This is a genomic window from Mesorhizobium sp. B2-5-11 (genome assembly GCF_006440835.1).
Lineage (GTDB): Bacteria > Pseudomonadota > Alphaproteobacteria > Rhizobiales > Rhizobiaceae > Mesorhizobium.
Genome location: NZ_VFUK01000009.1, coordinates 167,089 through 187,455 on the forward strand (window position 1 = coordinate 167,089; position 20,367 = coordinate 187,455).

The 20,367-nt window shown below is 60.1% G+C and carries 19 protein-coding genes and 2 pseudogenes; 13 read left to right on the top strand and 8 right to left on the bottom strand.

Annotated elements, in window-relative coordinates; genetic code table 11:
• Positions 1–427: 427 nt before the first annotated feature.
• A pseudogene (locus FJ490_RS25330) lies at positions 428–865 on the bottom strand (transposase); the annotation flags it as partial.
• A 559-nt stretch (positions 866–1,424) separates the two neighbouring features.
• Between FJ490_RS25330 and FJ490_RS25335 the strand changes: the two are divergent.
• Positions 1,425–2,300, top strand: a complete 876-nt coding sequence (locus tag FJ490_RS25335; RefSeq protein WP_224656195.1) for a hypothetical protein — start codon at positions 1,425–1,427, stop codon at positions 2,298–2,300.
• A 215-nt stretch (positions 2,301–2,515) separates the two neighbouring features.
• Here FJ490_RS25335 and xth read toward each other — a convergent pair whose 3' ends face one another.
• The 3 genes from xth to FJ490_RS25355 all read right to left on the bottom strand — a co-directional run bounded on the left by xth (position 2,516) and on the right by FJ490_RS25355 (position 4,907).
• The gene (xth, locus tag FJ490_RS25340) at positions 2,516–3,292 is read right to left on the bottom strand and encodes an exodeoxyribonuclease III (protein WP_140523301.1); all 777 of its coding nucleotides are present in this window, start codon (positions 3,290–3,292) and stop codon (positions 2,516–2,518) included.
• A 10-nt stretch (positions 3,293–3,302) separates the two neighbouring features.
• Positions 3,303–3,485, bottom strand: a complete 183-nt coding sequence (locus FJ490_RS25345; protein WP_140523303.1) for a DUF3606 domain-containing protein — start codon at positions 3,483–3,485, stop codon at positions 3,303–3,305.
• 1,206 nt (positions 3,486–4,691) lie between these two features.
• A complete protein-coding gene (locus FJ490_RS25355; protein WP_140523309.1) occupies positions 4,692–4,907 on the bottom strand; it encodes a hypothetical protein in 216 nt (71 codons plus the stop codon).
• 171 nt (positions 4,908–5,078) lie between these two features.
• On the opposite strand from FJ490_RS25355, the gene FJ490_RS25360 reads away from it, so the two are divergent.
• The 5 genes and pseudogenes from FJ490_RS25360 to FJ490_RS33280 all read left to right on the top strand — a co-directional run.
• Positions 5,079–6,089, top strand: coding sequence for an SDR family oxidoreductase (locus FJ490_RS25360; protein ID WP_140555432.1), 1,011 nt, complete (start codon positions 5,079–5,081; stop codon positions 6,087–6,089).
• 254 nt (positions 6,090–6,343) lie between these two features.
• On the top strand, positions 6,344–6,481 hold the full coding sequence (locus tag FJ490_RS25365) for a hypothetical protein (RefSeq protein WP_224656193.1): 138 nt from the start codon (positions 6,344–6,346) through the stop codon (positions 6,479–6,481).
• A gap of 512 nt (positions 6,482–6,993) precedes the next feature.
• Complete coding sequence (locus tag FJ490_RS25370) at positions 6,994–7,230, top strand: hypothetical protein (protein WP_140523311.1); 237 nt, start codon at positions 6,994–6,996, stop codon at positions 7,228–7,230.
• A 623-nt stretch (positions 7,231–7,853) separates the two neighbouring features.
• Positions 7,854–8,540: an amidohydrolase gene (locus FJ490_RS25375; protein ID WP_318013174.1), complete on the top strand. Its 687-nt coding sequence runs from the start codon at positions 7,854–7,856 to the stop codon at positions 8,538–8,540.
• A pseudogene (locus tag FJ490_RS33280) lies at positions 8,522–8,656 on the top strand (ACP phosphodiesterase); the annotation flags it as partial. The gene FJ490_RS25375 and the pseudogene FJ490_RS33280, both read left to right, overlap by 19 nt.
• A gap of 224 nt (positions 8,657–8,880) precedes the next feature.
• Here FJ490_RS33280 and FJ490_RS25385 read toward each other — a convergent pair.
• Entirely contained in the window at positions 8,881–9,759 is an 879-nt protein-coding gene (locus tag FJ490_RS25385) for a GNAT family N-acetyltransferase (protein ID WP_140523314.1), read from the bottom strand.
• Between the two features lie 227 nt (positions 9,760–9,986).
• On the opposite strand from FJ490_RS25385, the gene argE reads away from it, so the two are divergent.
• From argE to FJ490_RS25410, 5 genes are all read left to right on the top strand, one after another.
• Positions 9,987–11,111, top strand: coding sequence for an acetylornithine deacetylase (gene argE, locus FJ490_RS25390; RefSeq protein WP_140523316.1), 1,125 nt, complete (start codon positions 9,987–9,989; stop codon positions 11,109–11,111).
• A gap of 17 nt (positions 11,112–11,128) precedes the next feature.
• Positions 11,129–12,052, top strand: coding sequence for a glyoxylate/hydroxypyruvate reductase A (locus tag FJ490_RS25395; RefSeq protein ID WP_140523319.1), 924 nt, complete (start codon positions 11,129–11,131; stop codon positions 12,050–12,052).
• 14 nt (positions 12,053–12,066) lie between these two features.
• Positions 12,067–12,423 (top strand): cupin domain-containing protein, encoded by a 357-nt coding sequence (locus FJ490_RS25400; protein ID WP_140729077.1) that lies wholly within the window; start codon positions 12,067–12,069, stop codon positions 12,421–12,423.
• 229 nt (positions 12,424–12,652) lie between these two features.
• A complete protein-coding gene (locus FJ490_RS25405; RefSeq protein WP_140523325.1) occupies positions 12,653–13,696 on the top strand; it encodes a tartrate dehydrogenase in 1,044 nt (347 codons plus the stop codon).
• A gap of 20 nt (positions 13,697–13,716) precedes the next feature.
• Entirely contained in the window at positions 13,717–15,192 is a 1,476-nt protein-coding gene (locus FJ490_RS25410; RefSeq protein WP_140523327.1) for an NAD-dependent succinate-semialdehyde dehydrogenase, read from the top strand.
• A 147-nt stretch (positions 15,193–15,339) separates the two neighbouring features.
• Here the strand turns inward: FJ490_RS25410 and FJ490_RS25415 are convergent, their stop codons facing one another.
• Entirely contained in the window at positions 15,340–16,029 is a 690-nt protein-coding gene (locus tag FJ490_RS25415; RefSeq protein ID WP_140523330.1) for a haloacid dehalogenase type II, read from the bottom strand.
• 321 nt (positions 16,030–16,350) lie between these two features.
• Between FJ490_RS25415 and FJ490_RS25420 the strand changes: the two genes are divergently transcribed.
• Positions 16,351–17,190, top strand: a complete 840-nt coding sequence (locus FJ490_RS25420) for a GNAT family N-acetyltransferase (RefSeq protein ID WP_140523333.1) — start codon at positions 16,351–16,353, stop codon at positions 17,188–17,190.
• A 13-nt stretch (positions 17,191–17,203) separates the two neighbouring features.
• Positions 17,204–18,580 (top strand): aspartate aminotransferase family protein, encoded by a 1,377-nt coding sequence (locus FJ490_RS25425; RefSeq protein ID WP_140523335.1) that lies wholly within the window; start codon positions 17,204–17,206, stop codon positions 18,578–18,580.
• Between the two features lie 173 nt (positions 18,581–18,753).
• On the opposite strand, the gene FJ490_RS25430 is transcribed toward FJ490_RS25425, so the two are convergent.
• Positions 18,754–19,230 (bottom strand): Lrp/AsnC family transcriptional regulator, encoded by a 477-nt coding sequence (locus tag FJ490_RS25430; RefSeq protein WP_140499549.1) that lies wholly within the window; start codon positions 19,228–19,230, stop codon positions 18,754–18,756.
• Positions 19,231–19,240: 10 nt separating this feature from the next.
• Positions 19,241–20,314 carry a tartrate dehydrogenase gene (locus FJ490_RS25435; RefSeq protein ID WP_140523338.1) on the bottom strand — a complete coding sequence of 358 codons (1,074 nt, stop codon included), beginning with the start codon at positions 20,312–20,314 and terminating at the stop codon, positions 19,241–19,243.
• Positions 20,315–20,367 lie beyond the last annotated feature (53 nt).

Here is a 20,367-nt window from a genome sequence, read left to right on the forward strand (position 1 = left end):
TCTTGCCGATTTGGTCGCGGCCTACAATTTCGGTCGCAGACTCGAAACCCTCAAAGTCTCACCCCCTACGAGTTCATCTGCAAGGCATGAGCTTCCCAGCCCGAGCGCTTCACTCTCAATCCGCTCCAGCAAATGCCGGGACTTCTCTATTCGGTGTGTTGAAGTCAATCGCTTTCAAGCTTCCTCTACCATGGGCATTTGATGTCTTTCGCGAGGCCCTGCTTCTCTTCGGGATCGGCGCTTTGGCCCTCCCAGCATGGGATCAGTTGGAATGAAGGGGACAATCTAAACAGCGTTCTCACCACGTTGCCGCGGTGGAAACGAGTCCCGGCACGTCCTCTCTTCATCCTCCGTCCCGCGAAGGACATGTATCCGCCCTTGGCGGATCCCGTTATCGGATCTTCTCCCTTTCGTTTGGTGGACCCGGCTATATCACCCCCGTCGCTTCCTCTCGCGCCCAGCGGAACTCACCGCCGTCGGACCATATTCTGTGCATGATGACAGCCATTCTGCGAGCAAGGGCAACGGTCGCCCTTTGCCGGCCTCGACGTTTGGCGATGTTCATCCCCAAGTTTTCAGCCATGACCACTTTTTCACCACCGTCAGCAAGACTTGCGCGGCTTCATAAAGCAGCGTCCGCATCATGGCGTCACCGCACAGGGAAACACGTCCGACGCGATTGTCCTCGCCTGATTGATGCAACCGCGGCGTCAACCCGAGAGCCGGACCTACGGCTTTCGAGTTCTTGAAGCGTGCAGGAACGTCGACCGTGGCATTGAAAGCCAGCGCAACGACAGGGCCGATACCAGGCACGGTCATCAACCGCCTGCAGAACCGTGTCATCCTTCACGATCGACAACAACCTTTCATGCAGCACCGTGAACTGCTCGCGAAGTTTCTGTCGGGCGGCAAGCAACGCCTCCATAATGTCACATAGCTCCGGAATGTCGTTGGAAAGGTCCTGGATGCGATCTGCAAATTTGGCAGCGCCGACAGACTGGTGCAGCCATGGGTATCTCCCCTCGACAACCCCCTTCAGAAAAAACGCATCCAGCGGCCATTTCTCCTGAATTCCCGCACTTTGGCTTTCCAGCGATAAACTGGCCTTGGGCGATGAATGGAAACGGTCAGGTGTCTGTGCTCGAGAAGGTCCACATAATTGGCACTGTTGAATTTCGATTTCGGTCTCGAATTAAGAAAGCTGGTGCAAATCCAGCTTGATCGGCCTCTCGGGCTTCCGGACGAAAAGCGCAGATCCTGTTGCATTGCGCGCTGGATCGCCGATCGCGCTATCGCCCAGGCCCTAGCGAAGTAAGCAAAGGTACGTTCGCCTCCTGCAATCTGGGAGTTCTTGCCGACATCGGCGCGAAGGGCACTTGCGCCTTCGTAAAGCGTTCTCCTGTCAGAGATGCGGTGAAGGCTCCATGATCATGAAGAGAACGGATGGATCAGGTTCGAATGACAATGTCTCAACGGGCGTGCCGGCGTCCTTCCCCTTTGATCGGACCACCGTCGAACGCTTCCGGAAGAGTTTTCCCCGGGCCCGCTGGAGCGATCAACTCAAGGCCTGGTTTGTCCCGGGAAAGACCGCAGCTCGGCGCGTCAATCGTTGGATGGAGCAAGAACTCGCCGGATCGAGCGTGCATGCTGACAGCAGAGGACGCGACGCCTACGCCTTCGATCCTATCGTTTCCAAGTACCTGTTCGTGCACCAGGATCGGCTGGAGGTGCAAACACCATATTCTCGCTCGGTGGTGAAGGTGATGCGCGACGTGCCGTTTGCGTCCTGGGATCCCGACAGGCACGCTTGGAAAGTGCCATATCGCTCCTATGAACAACTGCATCGACGCTGGGCGGAAATTGAGGCTGCCGCTCTTCGCAACGAGCCCGAAGCGCGAAAACAGCGCGCGGCGCAGAGGCAGGGGTCTCCGCAAGAACTGGCGTCTCGCGCCCATGCCACGGAACGCCGCCGCAGGCGCTATCCGCTGGATCCAAACGATCTTCCGCCGCTTGGCCGGCCGGTAATGACACGGGGCTACGGTGTCATCGTCTTCATCGGGTGCGATGGCGAGCCCGTCGATGGCGACATTCTTGGTACCCAGTACGCCGACTTTCCAGACCACCATGACTATGTCTGGGGTCGGTGGCGTCCCGCCGCCTTCGATGAGCTCATCAAGACCTGGCCCTCGCGAACCAAGACGGAGATTGGTGACGCGCTTTGGTGGCAGCCAACTCTCGATGACCTCAGGGTCGCACGAAAGGCGGCGCGTGGGTTGGAAAGACGGCGAGGTCGAGTGTGACCCTGTTTGCCACCGTTGAGGCTCTTCTCGATGCCTCCACCGAAGTCTGCAAAGTCGGCGGGTCCATACCTCGTCGGGTTTGGACTCGATCCGTGCAAGCACGCGCGTACGGAAATTGCTGTCAGGCTCAACCAAGGACATGTCCGAAATATGCGACAAGTTTCGGACAAAGGCGTGAACCTGCTGACATCTGAACTTGGCCCCGTCAAAATCGACTAGTCGAGCTCTATCCAAGCCGGCGCATGATCGCTGGGCTTTTCCCACCCTCGCGTCCCAACATCCACGCCGGCATCGCGAAGCCTGGGCGACAACGATGGACTGACGAGCAGATGGTCCATTCGCAGGCCAGAACTCTTGTCGTAGCCGCCGCCATAGGAGTGATTCCAATAAGTATAGACCCCCTTCTCCGGGCGGATGCGCCGGACCGCATCGATCCAGCCATCCTCAAGCATCTCGGCATAGGCTTGCCGGCTCTCGGGGAAGAAAACCGCATCGCCGAGCCATCGTCGCGGCACCACGGCGTCAATCGGAGTTGGAACGACGTTGTAGTCTCCACACAGCACTGTCGGCGCTCCCGCTTTGAGCAAGTCCTGGCCGTGGCTGATCAAGCGGTCGAACCAGCGCAGCTTGTAGTCGAACTTGGGACCAGGCGCTGGATTCCCATTGGGCACGTAGAGACAGCCGACAACGAGCCGGTCCACCTGGGCTTCGATGTAGCGGCTGTGAGTGTCATCAGGATCGCCAGGCAAGCCGCGCCGGCGTTCAACCGGGTCCATCCCTCGAGTTACAATGGCCACTCCGTTGTAGGATTTCTGGCCATGCCAGATGGCGCCGTACCCCGCCTCGCGGATGGCCTCGATCGGAAATTTCTCGTCGGACGTTTTTAGTTCCTGGAGGCAGACGATGTCGTAGTTGGTGGCCGAGAGCCACTTGAGGAGCACGGGCAGCCGTCCATTGACACCGTTCACATTGAAGGTGGCAATCCGAACCATTTGTCGTGGCTCATTTCTTTCCGAGTTTGTCCTTGACCTTCTTGCGACTGTTGCCGACCGATTTCACGGCCGATTTGACGTCGGCTTTGCTTGCCCCACTCTTGCCCGCCTCGTATTTCACCTCATGATTCTGCCCGCCAGCGACCTTTGCGCGGTCCTGGCTGCGCCCGCGAGTTGTTTGAGTAGCGGCCATTTCTTCCTCCAAGGATTACGTTTCGATTTCCCAACAACGCGGCCGGACTCTTCCGGTTCAATTCATCGGCGCGTAGTGTGGAACTGAAAGTCAGGGCCGGCTATTGGATCGAACTATGTGTTCGGGTTCCGCATGCCGGCCGTAGAGGCCGCCCTCTACCCGGACATTACCCCCTGCCTCAGTTTCGTCCGTTCCAGCGCTGCGCGCTGATCGACGACATACCGGTCCATACGGGAATGACGAAGTGCAGGTGAAATGAATAGGAGATCGCGGCGATCTCTCCTCGATATACACATGGCGAGGCGAGCGACCGCGAGAAGCACGAATGTCCTCTTTGGAAATCCGGTACCCATCCGGTGAAGCAGCCTTGCTGACATAGGCTGAAGGGCTGCAAGTTCTAGTGCCAGCACTAGGAGTAGCCCTATGACGAAGCATCAGATTGAAGTGATCACCTCGGTCGAGCGGCGCCGGCGCTGGGCCGGAGGAGAAGGAGCGGGTGGTCGGCGCGACATTTGAACCGGACGCCAATGTTTGGAGCTTGCGCGATCGGCCGGCATTCAAGGATCGATGACGGACGCTTTGATCGCATTGGTAGCCGCGGCCACAGAGCGCACGGGACTGCCGCTCCCGGGTCCAGCGGCTTCACTTCGTCCAAGTTTTCAGGCTCTCTCACATTCTCCCGAGCAGCCAGATCAGCCCAGCGTCCGGCTCGGCCTCAGTGCTGCTGGTACCTGACGCCCTTTCGAGGGCGCAATGGATGTTTCGCAAAGTCGAGGTGCATGACTATCATAGTTAATTGTAACTGCTGGTAACCTTGCGTAACCGGTAGCCATCAGTAGCTTTTGAGCAGAGAACGGTATGTTGTATCCTGGTCGTTTTTTGGGGCCGAGCGATATTGTTATGCTTGCCCACGTTTGTCACTCCGTCTGCAAAGAGCGCGGCGTAGCCCCTGCTTCGAACGAAGCAGCGCGCATTGCTGCGCACGTCCTCAGGCTCTTTATGAACGGCCTGACTGAGGAGGATGAACTGCTCGATGCTGAGAGGAACTGGGCTCGACGGCTCGACCCGTCATACCTGCAGAATCCCGTCAATTACGCTGAGACGGAAGAGGCCGCGTAATCCCCAGGCGCTTGTCAAAGGTGAAATTATGTCGGTCGTGCAGACCGATTAGATCAATCACCAGCCGCGAGCTCCGGATCGGCCGGCTCAAATCATTGGACGAAGATGCGTTGCCGCTAACGGGCAAAGAACTCTGCTAGCGGTCAATTGGGTGGGCGAAATTCTGTGGGCCCACAACGCCAGCAGGATCGCCTCGTACGCACTGCCGATCTCCCAGTCGAGGTAATTTCGGCTGTCATAGCCGATGATTTGCTCCATTGCTTCCTTATCTCGGGCATTGAGAGCTCTTGGGTTCGCGGTCAATCGGACCTCCTGCGCAACCAGCCGCCCAGCCATTCGCCATCCCGTGGAGAAAATTCGCCATCCCGTGGAGAAAAGATGACATGGCGGCCCTCCTCGGGCTCTCTCGATCGGACCAAGGAGCCTTATCAGGCCGAGGCGGTTCGGACGTTTCACGCGCCTCGGAGAAGTCGAATGACCAAAGACCGTCCCCGTTCATTGTCCCGACGTGAAGTCATGGCGGCAGCAGGAGTCGGAATAGCGGCCGGCGTCTCGGGTACGGCCAGCGCCCAGCAAACAACGACCAAAATCTCAGAGAACGGACCCGCGATGCAAGATCCCCGCTCCAAGTACCCGAAGCCGCCATTCGAAGCACAGACGCAGCCCTGGCCCGGCCTGGCACGCGACATGAAGCCGAAACCCGACCACGGAGAGACCAGCTACAAGGGTTCAGACCGGCTTGCGGGTCGCAAAGCTCTGATCACGGGAGGCGATTCCGGTATGGGCCGGGCCGCCGCTATTGCTTATGCGCGCGAAGGAGCGGATGTCGCGATCAACTTCTATCCGTCGGAAGAGCCCGACGCGAGTGAGGTGATCCAACTTATACGAGATGCCGGCAGGACCGGAGTCGCGCTTCCCGGCGATTTGCGGGAGGAGGCTTTCTGCCAGAAATTGGTTGCCGACGCCCTGCAGCAGCTCGGCGGGCTCGATATCGTCGTCTGCAATGCCGGCCGGCAGCAGGCGAAACCCTCCATCCTCGACATAACGAGCGAGGACTTCGACGCTACAATGAAGACCAACATCTACGCGCCGTTCTGGATCATCAAGGCGGTGCTGCCGCATCTGAAGCCAGGATCCTGCATAATCGGAACGACCTCGGAACAGGCCTACGATCCTTCGCCCGAGCTCTACGACTACGCTCAGACCAAGGCCGCGACTATGAACTACGTGAAGTCGTTGGCGAAGCAGCTCGGACCTAAGGGTATTCGCGTAAACGGCGTGGCCCCGGGACCGATCTGGACGCCCCTGCAGATAAGCGGCGGCGCGTCGGAGGAAAAATACAAGAAATTCGGCAGCACAACTGCGTTGGAACGGCCGGGTCAGCCGGCGGAACTGGCCTCCATCTATGTGCAGTTGGCAGCCAACGATGCAAGCTTCGCAACCGGAAATATCTACGGGTCCGGCGGCGGCCAGGGGCAGCCATAAGCAAACAAAGGGGCAAAGGTGATGCTCCCAAGCGGATCCTTCATCACCTCGTCGCCCGCAAGATCCGCTGAGCGGCTGAGCGATGCCATCAGCTCCGCCTGCGGGGATATTCGCCGTGCAGGAGGAACATTTCGCGAGGGGGGCAGTTTGCGATCTGTGTCTTCCACTTCCACGAAACAGGTGCGAAATGACCGTTCGCGAGCTTTTAGAGCAGATCAAGGATTTACCGCCGGACGCTGGTCTGCAGCGCCGAAGTGGACGAAGCCTTTGGCATGAATCCTACTGCGGTAGAAATCGTTGACGACGCTCAAATTGGTAGCCGCAAGTCCGATGGCACCGAGGCGATCCAACTGGGCGGCGGGAGAGATAAGGTGATCGTCATTCGCTGGTGAGGCGCCGAGGGCAGCTTCCGTTCTTCAATAGAATTCACGTCAGCCATCGACGGCAAAGGCAAAACCGAGTTTGGAAGGAGCTTTGTCATGGCCATGCAGTCGAAAGCGCCGGCCTCGTGAAGCGCAGAAGGAGACCGTTCAGCGGGTGACGCACGAGTACAACCACGGCCCGCTATCGCGCCTGGAACTGGAAAGCCCGAAGGGAAGGGGGCCCGGTCTCATCGATGCTCTCAGCACGAAGGGGAATGTCGGCGGCATGATATGTGTTTCGCAGGACAGACCACGTTCCGTGATCCGGCCCCGAGGGCTATCGAGCTTCACACAAACCTTTGAACCCGGTCGGGCAAGCGCGGGATCGCCTGGCGAGGGATGCCGAGTTCGGGACAACTTGCAAAGATCGCAGCTTTCTCTTCACCGAACTGGTCTCATCTCTGCTTCGAATGATGCGAACCCGACCGGGCGCGAGCCAGTGCATGCTTCGTGTGTGGCACGCTCGACTTGAGCGCCGGTTGATGCTTTCCTATCTGGCTGGAGAGGCAAGGAATTGCATGGCAAGACTCGTTCGTCTCATAATCTGGCTGTTGATCGCGCCCGGTGACATTATCTCGATCTCGGATCGGCTTGGCGTTACCAAGGACCAAAACCGCGACCTTGTTCGCATGCTCTTCAATTCGCTCTTTTGGATATTAATCGTCATCATCGGCTTGGCGATCTGGACGTCACGAATGCCGGCGTTTGGCTCGCGCTAAGATATGGTAGTGTCTCGGCCGTCTAATCGCGGACCGAAATGCAAATTTGTATTGGGATGTCGTTTGCCGGGAGCACGGTCGAAATAATCCTGCTGCTGCCAAGCCGTGCACGACGCGGACAAGACCGACGTAACTAGCCGCACGGGCAGTGGCCCTCCGGGAAGCGTATCCGTACGTTTCGCCTCCCTGCGATCGTTTGGCAGAGCAAGTAGCCAAGCTCGCAGCTATGGAAATCGATCAAGGATGACTGGTGAGTGGACAGTTCGCCCCCCGAAACTGATCTTTGACATCGCCACAAGGCGACTAAGCCATCGAGGCCGAGCCCTTGCAAATACGCATGAAGGCTTCGCCCGGAACACCGGCACCGTATCGGGATGAGGTCACGATTTGGTTGATCATAGGAATCGGACTTGCTGTCGATACAGGGGACAGCAATGATCATCGTCTACTCCGCTGGGCCATCGAAGGCTTAAAAGGCCGGTTGTCCAAGCCGTCGGCAGGAGATTGTCATGAAGAAGCATACTTCTCGTGAGGACACATCCGCCGTCCTGTCGAACATGGGCAGGCTGCTGCCCGATCTTGAGGCGCTCTACAAAGACATTCACGCCCATCCGGAACTGTCGATGCAGGAGACGCGAACAGCGGGCATTGCCGCTGAAAGGCTCAAGAACGCCGGTTACGAGGTAACAGCCGGGGTGGGCAAGACGGGTGTGGTGGGATTGCTCCGCAACGGCAAGGGGCCGACGGTGATGCTGCGGGCCGACATGGACGCGCTCCCGATCGCCGAGAATACGGGCCTCGCCTTGGCCAGCAAGGTCACGGCGACGGACGCCGAAGGGAACACGGTGCCGGTAGGGCATATGTGCGGCCACGACATGCACGTCGCCTGGCTTGTCGGTGCGGCCACGCTGTTGGCGCAGACGCGCAAAGACTGGAAGGGTACATTGATGGCCGTCTTCCAGCCTGGTGAAGAAACCGCCCAAGGCACCCAGGCCATGATCGATGACGGTCTGCTTAAACGCTTCCCCACGCCTGATGTCGTGCTTGGCCAGCATGTCATGGTCGGTCCCGCCGGCACCGTCGCCGGCAGCGCCGGGCCAATCACCTCCGCGGCGGACAGCCTTCAAATCCGGCTGTTCGGACGAGGGGCCCATGGGTCGATGCCGCAAGCGAGTATAGATCCCGCCGTTATGGCGGCATCCGTCGTCCTGCGACTTCAGACCATCGTGTCCCGCGAGGTTGCCGCCACCGATGCGGCAGTGGTCACGGTCGGTGTGTTGCAGGCCGGCACCAGTTCACGCCGGGCCTGATCACGGACGGCGGCGAAGTCACAGTCGAATCCACGCAGGAGTTCTTGCGCAACTACATGGCCGAGTTCCATATGTTCATCGCACGGGTCCTTCAGGTGCTTCCAAAGGATGCCTGATGTTGTCACGGAGCCCCTAGACGGCTGCGATCCGGAGGCTGAGGGAAGGGCGGCCTGCTTGCTGCCTTTCGCAACAATGCGAGAGTGATTGATGGCGGATGGCCCACACCGAAGATATCTTCAAGGGAACGGGTAACCCAGAAATGCCACTACGAAGGCATAGTCGTGGAAATGCACTACCACAATCTGCAGTGGCGTCTTTCGGTCGCATTGTGGTGCCGCAGTCAGCTCAATGCGTGGCCAGCCAATCCATAAACCCACGGTCCGTTTTCTTCCCGGTTCAGGAAGCGACGCCCTTTGGACATGGTCGTAACGGTTTCGGCAATGCCAAGGCCGCACTGCTCGAGAAACGCGGCAAACATGCCATCCTTCTCCCGGGTATCGACTCGGGCGAACCGTCCTGCAAGATTTCTCAGATGGACGGCTGTGAGATGGACCGCGTCCAGATCACTGCGCGCGACCATCGGGCCGATCACGTAGCCACGCCCGAACTCGCGACACATGGAGTAGCCGACGATCTCGCCGCCACGGCTCAAAGTGCAGATCGAGGCATCCGCTGAGAGCAATGCGAGCAGCCTCTCGCGGTTTGTTCCAAACGCGCGCGTATCCAGCTCGATGATCTCATTCAGCCTGTCGCTCGGCAGCGTCTGCAATTCACCTTCCAAATCAGCCATGGCCGGGAGTACCAGCGGAACCTCCCCCTGTCGCATATATACGATGGCCTCGGTCGTGAAGCCAAGTGAGACATAGAGAGGATAGGCGACATGGGTGGCGTTGAGCGCCAGATTGCGATCGCCACACTGCTCAAGCACTTGGTCCATAAGCCATCGGCCACCGCCTTGCGCTTGCGTGCGGGGCGTTGTGATCACTACGCCAATGGTGGCGAAATCGTCCCCTTGCGGAAACCACATCGCGCTGCCGAAAACCCGACCAATGCCGTCTACGGCAACAATGCCGCGGCCGGCGCGGCGCAGAATATCCCAGTCCTTTGGCCGATGCGGCCAGCGGACTGAGATCGACAGCGCGTGCAGCAACTCGACGTCAACATCATCGATGTCCCGCGCGACCAGTTCGAAAGACTTCAGGCGCACTGATCTCTGCATTTCAGTCGACCTGCTCCTTATATCCAACTCGCGAGCACGTCCTGTCGTCGCTGACGGTGCCGCAGCCGTCTTTTGCCTTATGATTACACCCGAAAGCCAGCAGGTTTCGCTGGTTCCGGGCCAATATTCGAAATCTTCGGCCAAAGCATAGCTTCATTCGGCACGGAATGCTCTCGCCTGCTGCCACACTTGTCGCATCCAGCGAACTGCGAGTGGAGCGGCGCCCGGTGAATGTCGAAGAAATTCTAGCGACGCTGATCGCGTTCCCCTCGGTCGTGGGCTCGCCCAACGGCGCGATCGTCGACTGGGTGCGTGAATATTGCGAGGCGGCCGGAGCAGAAACGACCGTCCTTTGCGGCCCCGAAGGCGACCGGTCCAACCTGTTTGTCACGATCGGGCCGCGGCGTGCCCGCGGCTACATCTTGTCGGGCCACCTGGATGTCGTGCCGGCCGGTGAGCGGGAATGGAACTCGGATCCCTTTGTTCTGCGCCAAGATGGTGCCAGGCTTCATGGCCGAGGCACCTCCGACATGAAGGGCTTTCTTGCCTGCGTGCTGGCTGCGCTGCCGCGGCTTGCGGCGACGAACTTGCAGCGGCCCATTCATCTCGCATTCTCCTATGACGAGGAGGCGGGTGCCCGTGGTGTGCCGCATCTCATCGCCGCCCTGCCAAGCCTGTGCGAGAAGCCGCTTGGCGCGATTATCGGTGAGCCGAGCCGAATGGAAGCCGTGCGGGGGCACAAAGGCAAGGCGGCCGCGCGGCTCGAGGTGATAGGCAGGTCCGGTCATTCTTCACGGCCCGAGCTGGGACTGAATGCCGTGCATGCAATGTCAGGTCTCGTCACGCAGATCGTGGCCTATGGTCAGACCCTTGCGGATGGGCCGTTCGACACGGATTTCGCGCCTCCATACTCGTCATTGCAGGTTGGTGTCATCGCTGGCGGCCAAGCCGTCAACATCATCCCTGATCGCTGCACCGCCGATATCGAGCTCCGTGCCGTGCCGGGTGTTTCCCCATCATCATTGCTTGAGCCGGTAAAGGCCCAGCTAATCGCTCTCCGTGACAGCGGCTTTGACGTGGCGTGGCATGAGTTGAGCGCGTATCCCGGTCTTTCGCTCCCGCAGAAGAGTGAACTGACAACCCTTCTGGCCGAGTTGACGGGGCAAGAGCCGCTGCCTGCGGTAAGTTACGGCACCGAGGCTGGCCTCTATCAGCAGGCCGGCATCGACGCGATCATCTGCGGTCCCGGCGATATCAGCCGGGCTCATCGTGCCAACGAATATATCGAGATCGGCGAACTTGTTGCCTGCCGGAGCATGATCGAGCGTCTCGGCACGCGCCTAGCCGCATAGCCGGAGAGGGCGGTTTCATGGCTTTTCTTTTCAATTCCGACCCGGTGCGCGCAGCGGTCTTCCGCAAGGTTTTCGCACGCGAGCTCCCGGACGTCGAATTGTTCCACAGCAGCGAATGTGTCGACCCGGAGAAGGTGCGCTACCTCCTGACTTGGACGGCACCAGATGACATCGCGCGCTATCGCAATCTCGAAGTGCTGTTTTCGCTTGGCGCCGGCGTCGACCAGTTCAAGCGTGAGAGCCTGCCTCAGCAGGTGAAGCTGGTGCGCATGGTCGAGGACGGCATCATTCGCATGATGCAGGAATATGTCGTTCTCGGCGTGCTGAGTCTCCACCGGGATATGGTGGCGTATCGTGAACAGCAGAAGCGCCAAGCGTGGCTCGGTCTTGCCGCTCCGCAAGCCGCCGAGCGCCGCGTGGGCTTTCTCGGCCTCGGCATGCTGGCGCAGGCGGCTATCGAGCGATTGCTGCCGTTTCGCTTTCCCCTCGCTGCCTGGAGCCGAAGCAGGAAGGAGATCGACGGCGTCACCTGCTTTTATGGAGCGGATCAGCTTGCCGGTTTCCTCGCGCGCACGGACATTCTCGTTTGCCTGCTGCCGCTGACGGAAGAAACCCGTGGCATCCTCGATGCGGCCCTCTTCTCCCGGCTGCCTGCCGGGGCGAGGCTGCTGCATGTCGGCCGCGGGCCGCAGTTAGACCAAACCGCCCTGCTTCAGGCTCTCGATAGCGGGCACCTTGATGCCGCAATGCTCGATGTCACCGATCCCGAGCCGCTGCCGGACGGCCATCCGCTCTGGCGGCACCCGAAGGTGATGATCACGCCGCACATCGCTTCCGTAACGCAAGCAGATTCCGCGGCGCAATCCGTCGTGGACAATATCCGGCGCCACCGCGCCGGGGAAGAACTGATCGGCCTCGTCGATCGGACACTCGGCTACTAACAGGGAAACATGACATGTCACTTCTGATCACGATCGACACAGATCCAGCCTTCGCGCCGAAGGAGGCATTGCCAACTCCAGAGCGGCTCATTTCGGGCAATCCATCCTTCAAGACGTGGGCGCAGGATGCCTCGAAAGGCGAAAAGGTCCTGACCGGCGTCTGGGAGGCGACGCCCGGCGAGACGCATTCGATCAAGGGCACTACCTGCGAGTTCTGCCACATCGTTTCGGGTCTCGTCGAGATCGAGGAGAAGGGCGGTGAGACCAAGACTTACGGTACCGGAGACAGTTTCGTGATGAAGCCCGGCTTTGTCGGCGTCTGGCGCACGATCGAAACCGTGCGCAAGATCTACGTCAGCGTTTACGACTGAGCTCAACGCTCAAGGTCCGGCCGAATAGCGCGCGCGGCGGTTCCAGAACAATCGACTTTCCAGATTCCGCCCGACGCGATTCGACGCGGTCGGGCGGCTCATTCTCGGCGAAAAATGCGGCGCGCTGTCGACTATTGTTCTGATGAAACCAGGTACGAGATGCCGAATGTCGCTGCAATGTTGAGCAAGCTGCGACCTTCGGTGCCCGTCGGTCTCCAGGAGGACCTCAATGAAGGCTTACACGATAGCGCACATCCCAGGCGACGGCATCGGCAAGGAGGTGACCGAGGCGGGATGGGACGTGCTGCAGGCTGCGGCAAAGCGAGGCGGTTTCGCCCTTGAGAATACAAGGTTCCCATGGTCGTGCGCCTACTACCTGGAAACCGGTGCGATGATGCCCCCAGACGGCGTCGAGATCCTACAGAAATTCGATGCGATCTACCTCGGCGCCGTGGGGTGGCCAGCGAAGGTGGCCGACTCCGTATCGCTTCACGGACTGCTCCTGCCGATCCGCAAAGGATTCACGCAGTATGCCAACATACGGCCGCACAGGCTGTTGCCAGGCGTTCGGGGACCCCTTCGCCGTGATGGTTTCGATATCCTGTGCATCCGCGAGAACACGGAAGGCGAATATTGCGGCGCCGGTGGGCGCATTCATACCGGCACGGCCAATGAGGTCGCGATCGAGACGGCAATCTTCACGCGTGCGGGTGTCGAACGGATCCTTCGCTTCGGATTCGAACAGGCGCGGACGCGCCGCAAACAGCTTGCATCCGTCACCAAATCCAACGCGCAGAGACATTCCATGGTTTTCTGGGATGAGGTCACGCGCGAGGTGGCGAAGGACTACGCCGATGTGGAGGTCTCGCAATACCACGTCGACGCCATTGCCGCCCGCATGGTGCTGGCGCCTGAAAGCCTCGACGTGATCGTCGCCTCCAACCTTTTTGGCGACATCCTCACGGATATTGGAGCGGCCATTCAGGGCGGGCTGGGTTACGCCGCCTCCGCCAATATCAATCCCGATCGCAGCGCGCCTTCGATGTTCGAGCCGGTCCATGGTTCGGCACCCGATATCGCAAATCTCGGTATCGCCAATCCGATCGCCGCGATCTGGTCCGGCGCCATGATGCTCGGGCATCTGGGCGAGCGGCAGGCGGCAGCCGAAGTGATGTCGGCAATCGAGTCCGCAACCGCACGCGGGATAGGCACGATTGCAGGCAAGGACAGGACTGAAGCAATCACGCAGGCCGTGCTGGCCGGATTAAGCTGAAAGAGCAGAGGAAAAGAACCATGAACGCAATAACGAAGATTGGTTTCCTGAAGGATGCGGACCTGTTTCGCCAGCGGGGACTCATTGGCGATGTCTGGCAGCATGCGCACAGCAACGCGACTGTCGATGTGATCGATCCGGCCAGTTTGGAAGTGCTTGGAACCGTACCCGACATGGGCCGGGATGAGACAAGGGCTGCAATAGATGCAGCGCAGGCAGCGTTCAAGGACTGGAAAGCCAGGACCCATGCCGAACGCGGAGCGCTTCTGGAACGCTGGCACAGCCTGATACGGGAAAATGAAGAGGACCTGGCGTTGCTGCTGACGCTGGAACAGGGCAAGCCTCTGGCGGAGGCACGCGGTGAAATCCGCTATGGCGCCTCCTTCGTGAAATGGTTCGCCGAAGAAGCACGCCGGATCGGTGGCTCGACCATTCCGTCGCCAACGCCCGACCGCCGCATTCTGGTGCTGAAGGAGGCCGTCGGCGTCTGTGCCATCGTCACGCCATGGAATTTCCCCAACGCGATGATCACGCGCAAGGTGGCGCCGGCGCTGGCCGCGGGTTGTACGGTTGTCATTAAGCCGTCGGAATTCACGCCATTCTCGGCGCTGGCGCTCGGCGTTCTGGCGGAACGGGCAGGTATTCCGGCCGGGGTGATCAACATTGTCACCGGCATGCCCACCGAAATCGGCAACGAACTGATGGCCAACGAGACGGTGCGCAAGATCTCGTTCACCGGCTCGACCCGCGTAGGAGCGCTGCTCATGCGTGGCGCGGCCGATAGCATCAAGCGGCTCAGCCTCGAGCTCGGCGGCAACGCGCCCTTTATCGTGTTTGACGACGCCGATCTGGGCAACGCAGTCGAGGGGGTGATCGCATCCAAGTTCCGCAATGGGGGTCAAACCTGCGTTTGCGCGAACCGGATTCTCGTGCAGGCGGGCGTTTACGAGGCTTTCGCAGAAAAGCTGAGCCAGCGCGTATCGCGAATGAAGGTTGGCGCAGGGACCGATGACGGCACTGAGATCGGCCCGATGATCAATTCGGCCGCGATCGACAAGATCGAGCGTCACATCGCGGATGCACAGGCGAAAGGCGCGCGGATCATCGCCCAGAGCGAGACGGTGCCGGACGGCAAGCAATATGCACGGCCCGTCGTGCTGGGACAGGCTACGACCGATATGCTGCTGGCATCGGAAGAGACGTTCGGCCCGGTGGCGCCGCTTTTTCGCTTCGAGACGGAGGAAGAGGCTATCGCGATCGCGAACGGTACGCCATTTGGCCTTGCTGCCTATTTCTATACGGAGAACCTCAAGCGCTCGTGGCGTGTGGCCGAGGCGCTGGAGTTCGGCATGGTCGGGCTCAACACCGGCCTCATCTCGACCGAGGTTGCGCCTTTCGGCGGTGTCAAGCAGTCAGGAGTGGGCCGCGAAGGATCGCAGCTTGGCATCGAGGAATATCTCGAGGTCAAGACCCTTCATGTTGGCGGGCTTAACTAGGAAGTAGGTGGAAACACCTGCAGCTTCCAAAGTGTTGGAACAACAAGAAAGGGGCGGTGAAAACCGCCCCTTTCTCCGTATTGCGACCGGTGATCATTAACGAGGTGGGGAGCGCCGCAGCTTGGCGACTGCACTGGCAACAGACGTTCAGGCGAATTCACGAACGGGCTCCAGCCCGACGGCGCCGGCCAGACCGCCGATGTCCTTGATCTCGGTGTATTCGTAGAAGGGGTTCGCGGGCTCGTGGCCGCGATTCACCCAGACCTTGCTCTTGATGCCAAGATCATAGGCGGTCATGAGATCGTAGCGGAACGAGGACGACACATGCGTAATGTCTTCCGGGCCGCAGCCGAGCTTGTCGAACATGTGCTCGAAGCCCTTCATATGCGGCTTGTAGGCGCCGGTCTCCTCGGCCGTGATGACCATGTGGAAAGGTGCGCCGAGTTTCTCCACGTTCGACATGATCAGGCTCTTCATGGAGTTCGACAGGATCACCAGCGGAATCTCCTTGGCGACCTTGGCCAGCCCCGCCGGTACATCCGGGTGCGGACCCCATGTCGGTATTTCCGCATAGATGCGCTGGGCGTCCTCAGGCCGGAACGTCACATTGTTGCGCTTGCAGGCGCGCTCCACGGAATTGTGCACGACCTCGCTATAAGGCTTCCAGGCGCCAAGAACCTCATCGAGACGATAGGCCGAGAAGTCCTTGATGAACTGCGCCGTCACGGTTGCGGATAGTCGCGCGCCATAAACGCGTCGCGCCGCGCCGGCCATGTCGAAGTTGGTCAGCGTGCCATAGCAGTCGAAAGTGATGTATTTCGGTCTGAACTGGGTCATGGGCGTCGATCCTTCCAATCTTTCGGCACTGCGTGCCTTTAACAGCGAGGATCATAATGAGAGCCGAACAAGACGAGTCGCCGCATTCGATGCGCCCCGAAGCAGATTGTTTCGTATCGCGGTAGAGCCTTGGCAGAGAGTTGCGCCCGAGACCGTTTCGGTCTGCGAGGGGAGCGCGATCGGCCCGCTGTCCGTCCGCATAACATGCGGCGCCGGCGGCAAAGGAAAGTCAAAACACCTATCGCTCAGCTCCTGGTCGGAAGGAACTGCTGTCTGCGGCAGCCTACCTTGAGCTCAGAGAATTCAGGCCCGGACTGAACCATGACCACGCAGCAAATTACGCTGGAAACGATGACATTCGCGCATCTGAGGGATGCTCTCGAATTGTCACGTCATGTTGAATGGCCGCACCGTCGTGAAGACTGGGAACTGATGCAATCGCTCAGCCAAGGCGTCGTTGTCCAGGAGGAAGGACGCGTGGTGGGGACGATCTTGATGACGCCCTATGGCGACGATGCCGCCACCGTCAACATGGTCATTGTCGATGCCGCAATGCGTGGTCGCGGGCTCGGTCGCAAGCTGATGGAGGAGGCGCTTGCCAAGGCAGGCGGGCGCACCTGCTATTTGGTGGCGACGCAGGAAGGGCTCGCGCTCTACGAGAAGCTGGGATTCGTCGCGACCGGCAAGATCGTGCAACACCAGGGCCTGGCGCCGTCTGTAGACGCACCGGCACATGTGTCATGGGGCAAGGACGGCGACCACGCGCGCCTTGTTGCTCTGGATCGCGCGGCGTTTGGTCATGACCGGTCGGCGCTCATGCGCTCGTTGCGCGAGCGCGCGAAGTTCGCCGTCGTTCGCGATGAAGGCAATGTTCAGGCGTTTGCCGCAGTTCGTCGGTTTGGCCGAGGGCTGGTGATTGGGCCGGTGGTGGGGAGGAAGCTTCACGAAGCGAGATGCCTGATCGACTTCCTGCTGGCCGACAGTGCGGGCGAGTTTGTCCGTATCGACACCGACGAATCCACGGCTCTCGGCGAGTGGCTCACCCGTCGCGGGCTGGCCCACGTCGGCGGTGGCATCACGATGCGACGAACCGCAGACGAGCCGAAGGTCGAAATCAGGTCACACCAAACTTATGCGCTCGTTAGTCAGGCGCTAGGCTGAATCGGAGGAAGAAATGCTGGCCAACTCATTGATCGAACTCGATCGTGCACATCTGGTTCACCCATTTTCAAGCTATCGGAGCCATGAAGAGACGGGCGTGCGGGTGCTCAAATCCGCCAAGGGCGCAACGGTGACCGAGGCAAGCGGGAAAACCTTGCTGGACGGGTTCGCGGGTCTCTGGTGTGTCAACATCGGATACGGGCAAGAAAGCGTCGTCGAAGCAGCGGCGAAGCAGCTAAGAGAGCTTCCTTATGCGACAGGATATTTCGGGCTAGGATCTGAGCCCGCCATTCGTCTCGCAGCGCGCCTTGCCGAACTGGCGCCTGGCGATCTGAACTATGTCTATTTCACGCTGGGCGGTTCCGACGCGATTGACAGCACGATCCGTTTCGTTCGCTATTACTACCATGCCAAGGGGACGCCGCGAAAAGACCAGTTTATCTCGGTCGAGTATGGCTACCATGGATCCTCTACGGTTGGCGCAGGTCTGACCGCGCTTCCGGCTTTCCATGCTGGCTTCGGCGTGCCTTACGACTGGCAGCACAAGATACCTTCGCACTACGCCTATCGCAATCCGGTCGGTTCCGACCCGCAGGCGATCATCAACGCATCGGTCGCGGCACTGCGGGACAAGATCGCCGAACTGGGTGCTGATCGCGTCGCGGCCTTCTACGCCGAACCCATCCAGGGTTCGGGCGGTGTCCTGGTTCCACCGGCAGGCTGGCTGAAGGCACTGCACGCCGTGTGCAAAGAACACGACGTCTTGTTCGTTGCCGACGAAGTCATCACCGCCTTCGGCCGCACCGGGCCCCTGTTCGCATGTGAGGAAGACGAGGTCGTGCCGGATTTGATGACCACGGCAAAAGGACTGACGTCGGGCTACGTGCCGATGGGCGCCGTCTTCATGACCGACCATGTTTACAATACGATCGCGGACGGGGCCGGCAAAACGGCTGTCGGCCACGGCTATACCTACTCAGCCCATCCGGTGAGCGCGGCGGTCGGGCTGGAATGCCTGCGTCTCTATGAAGATGGCTTGCTCGAGAACGGCCGGAAGGCCGGGAGGCGCCTGATGAAGGGCCTCCGCTCGCTCGCCGATCACCCGCTGGTTGGCGATATTCGCGGTCGCGGCATGCTGGCCGCGGTCGAACTGGTGACCGACAAGGCGCGCAAAACGCCGCTGCCGGCGGCGGCAGATCCGGGACGCCGCATCTTCGACCGCGCTTGGGAGAATGGCCTTGTCATTCGCGCCTTCAACAGCGGCATTCTCGGCTTTGCACCACCGCTCTGCTGCACGGACGACGAAATCGATGGTATCCTGGAACGCACCCGGATGACGCTGGATCAAACCCTCGAAGACAAGGATGTGCGGGCGGCGATGAAGGGCTGATCCTCGCCATCGCCGGAGCTCCCCCGTCCAGGCGGCAGACGCCGAGCGGGGACGAAGCAAACCCTCAGGGTGGTGCCGCATTCCGCCAGGTGCCAAGCAAGTTGCAGCTATGGGACCTCAGCAGAAGAAAACACCGGCGCGCGCTCCAGGTGTTCAGACCGCGGAGCGGCTTTTCATTTGTCGAAAATGACATCGAGAGGCAAATGGGATTTTACGATCGGTGACTTCAGCACGACGAAGCTGAAATATTTGTCGATCCCGATATCCAGTTCGAGCATGCGCTCCATGATCGTCTGATACTCGCTTATGCCCGCTGTGACGAACTTCACAAGATAATCATACCCGCCCGAAATCAGATGGCATTCGATGACGGAATCCACTTTCTGAACGGCTGTGAGAAACCTCGCGAAGTCGTTTTGTTGATGGTGCTTGAGCGTGACCTCGGTGAAGATCGTTAGAGTCTGTCCGAGCTTGGACACATCGATCTGGGCGGAATAGCCGGTAATGAAGCCTTCCGCCTGAAGCTTTTTCACCCGCATCAGGCAAGGGCTCGGCGAGAGGTTGACCAGGTCGGCAAGCTCGACGTTGGTGACCCGCCCGTTCTTTTGCAGTTGGGATAAGATCTTGATGTCGATCTTGTCGAGCTTCATCGCAAACCTGTCACACGTTCGAACTGCGGATCGTCCGGCAGACGGCGTCCGTCACGTCCTGCGTGGTCGCTGTGCCACCCACGTCCGGCGTCAGCACGCCCTCACTGGTCACTGTTTCCACTGCGCTCATCAACCGGACGGAGGCTGCGCTTTCGCCCAGATGTTCGAGCATCTGGGCAGCGGTCCAGAAGGTGGCGACCGGGTTGGCAATACCTTTGCCGGCGATGTCGAAGGCCGATCCGTGAATTGGCTCGAACATCGAGGGGTAGCGCCGCTCGGGATCAATGTTGGCGGTCGGTGCAACGCCGAGACTGCCCGCCAGCGCGCCCGCAAGGTCCGACAAAATGTCGGCGTGAAGATTGGTGGCGACGATCGTATCGAGGCTGCGAGGTTTGAGTGTCATACGCACCGTCATAGCATCAACCAGCATCTTGTCCCACGAGACGTCTGGGAACTCTTGCGCCACCTCGGCTGCGATTTCATCCCACATTACCATGCCGTGACGCTGCGCGTTGGATTTCGTAACCACAGTCAGGAGCTTTCGCGGCCGTGACCGCGCCAGCCGGAATGCATAGCGCATGATGCGCGTGACCCCGACGCGCGTGAAGATCGCGACTTCGGTTCCGACCTCCTCTGGGAGGCCGCGGTGGGCACGGCCGCCATGGCCGGAATACTCACCCTCCGAATTCTCCCGCACGATCACCCAATCCAGATCGCCGGGGCCAACGCCCGCCAGCGGCGAAACGATGCCCGGCAATATCCTGGTCGGCCGCACATTCGCGTATTGATCAAAGCCTTGGCAGATCGGCAGCCGGAGACCCCAAAGCGTGATGTCGTCGGGCACATCGGGAGCGCCGACCGCACCAAAGAAGATGGCATCGAAGCGCTTCAGTTGCGCCACTCCATCTTCGGGCATCATCCGGCCATTGGCCTTGTAGTAGTCCGAGCCCCAGTCGAAGTGCTGGACGCGCAGCTTGAAGTCGCCGCAGCGCTGCTGCAGCGCCTCAAGCGCCTGGAGACCGGCGGCGATCACCTCCGGGCCGATCCCGTCGGCAGGAATGGCGGCAATCTCGTATTCGCGCATCGTCACTTCCCTGTTTTCAGCACGGCTGCTCGCAGCCTTAATCTCGTGTGCGA

Excerpts from the sequence above, each read along its gene's own strand:
- FJ490_RS25335 (WP_224656195.1), top strand. The coding sequence starts at position 1,425 with ATGATCATGAAGAGAACGGATGGATCAGGTTCGAATGACAATGTCTCA.
- xth (WP_140523301.1), bottom strand. The coding sequence starts at position 3,292 with ATGGTTCGGATTGCCACCTTCAATGTGAACGGTGTCAATGGACGGCTG.
- FJ490_RS25345 (WP_140523303.1), bottom strand. The coding sequence starts at position 3,485 with ATGGCCGCTACTCAAACAACTCGCGGGCGCAGCCAGGACCGCGCAAAG.
- FJ490_RS25360 (WP_140555432.1), top strand. The coding sequence starts at position 5,079 with ATGACCAAAGACCGTCCCCGTTCATTGTCCCGACGTGAAGTCATGGCG.
- FJ490_RS25370 (WP_140523311.1), top strand. The coding sequence starts at position 6,994 with ATGCTTTCCTATCTGGCTGGAGAGGCAAGGAATTGCATGGCAAGACTC.
- FJ490_RS25375 (WP_318013174.1), top strand. The coding sequence starts at position 7,854 with ATGCAGGAGACGCGAACAGCGGGCATTGCCGCTGAAAGGCTCAAGAAC.
- FJ490_RS25385 (WP_140523314.1), bottom strand. The coding sequence starts at position 9,759 with ATGCAGAGATCAGTGCGCCTGAAGTCTTTCGAACTGGTCGCGCGGGAC.
- FJ490_RS25395 (WP_140523319.1), top strand. The coding sequence starts at position 11,129 with ATGGCTTTTCTTTTCAATTCCGACCCGGTGCGCGCAGCGGTCTTCCGC.
- FJ490_RS25400 (WP_140729077.1), top strand. The coding sequence starts at position 12,067 with ATGTCACTTCTGATCACGATCGACACAGATCCAGCCTTCGCGCCGAAG.
- FJ490_RS25405 (WP_140523325.1), top strand. The coding sequence starts at position 12,653 with ATGAAGGCTTACACGATAGCGCACATCCCAGGCGACGGCATCGGCAAG.
- FJ490_RS25410 (WP_140523327.1), top strand. The coding sequence starts at position 13,717 with ATGAACGCAATAACGAAGATTGGTTTCCTGAAGGATGCGGACCTGTTT.
- FJ490_RS25415 (WP_140523330.1), bottom strand. The coding sequence starts at position 16,029 with ATGACCCAGTTCAGACCGAAATACATCACTTTCGACTGCTATGGCACG.
- FJ490_RS25420 (WP_140523333.1), top strand. The coding sequence starts at position 16,351 with ATGACCACGCAGCAAATTACGCTGGAAACGATGACATTCGCGCATCTG.
- FJ490_RS25425 (WP_140523335.1), top strand. The coding sequence starts at position 17,204 with ATGCTGGCCAACTCATTGATCGAACTCGATCGTGCACATCTGGTTCAC.
- FJ490_RS25430 (WP_140499549.1), bottom strand. The coding sequence starts at position 19,230 with ATGAAGCTCGACAAGATCGACATCAAGATCTTATCCCAACTGCAAAAG.
- FJ490_RS25435 (WP_140523338.1), bottom strand. The coding sequence starts at position 20,314 with ATGCGCGAATACGAGATTGCCGCCATTCCTGCCGACGGGATCGGCCCG.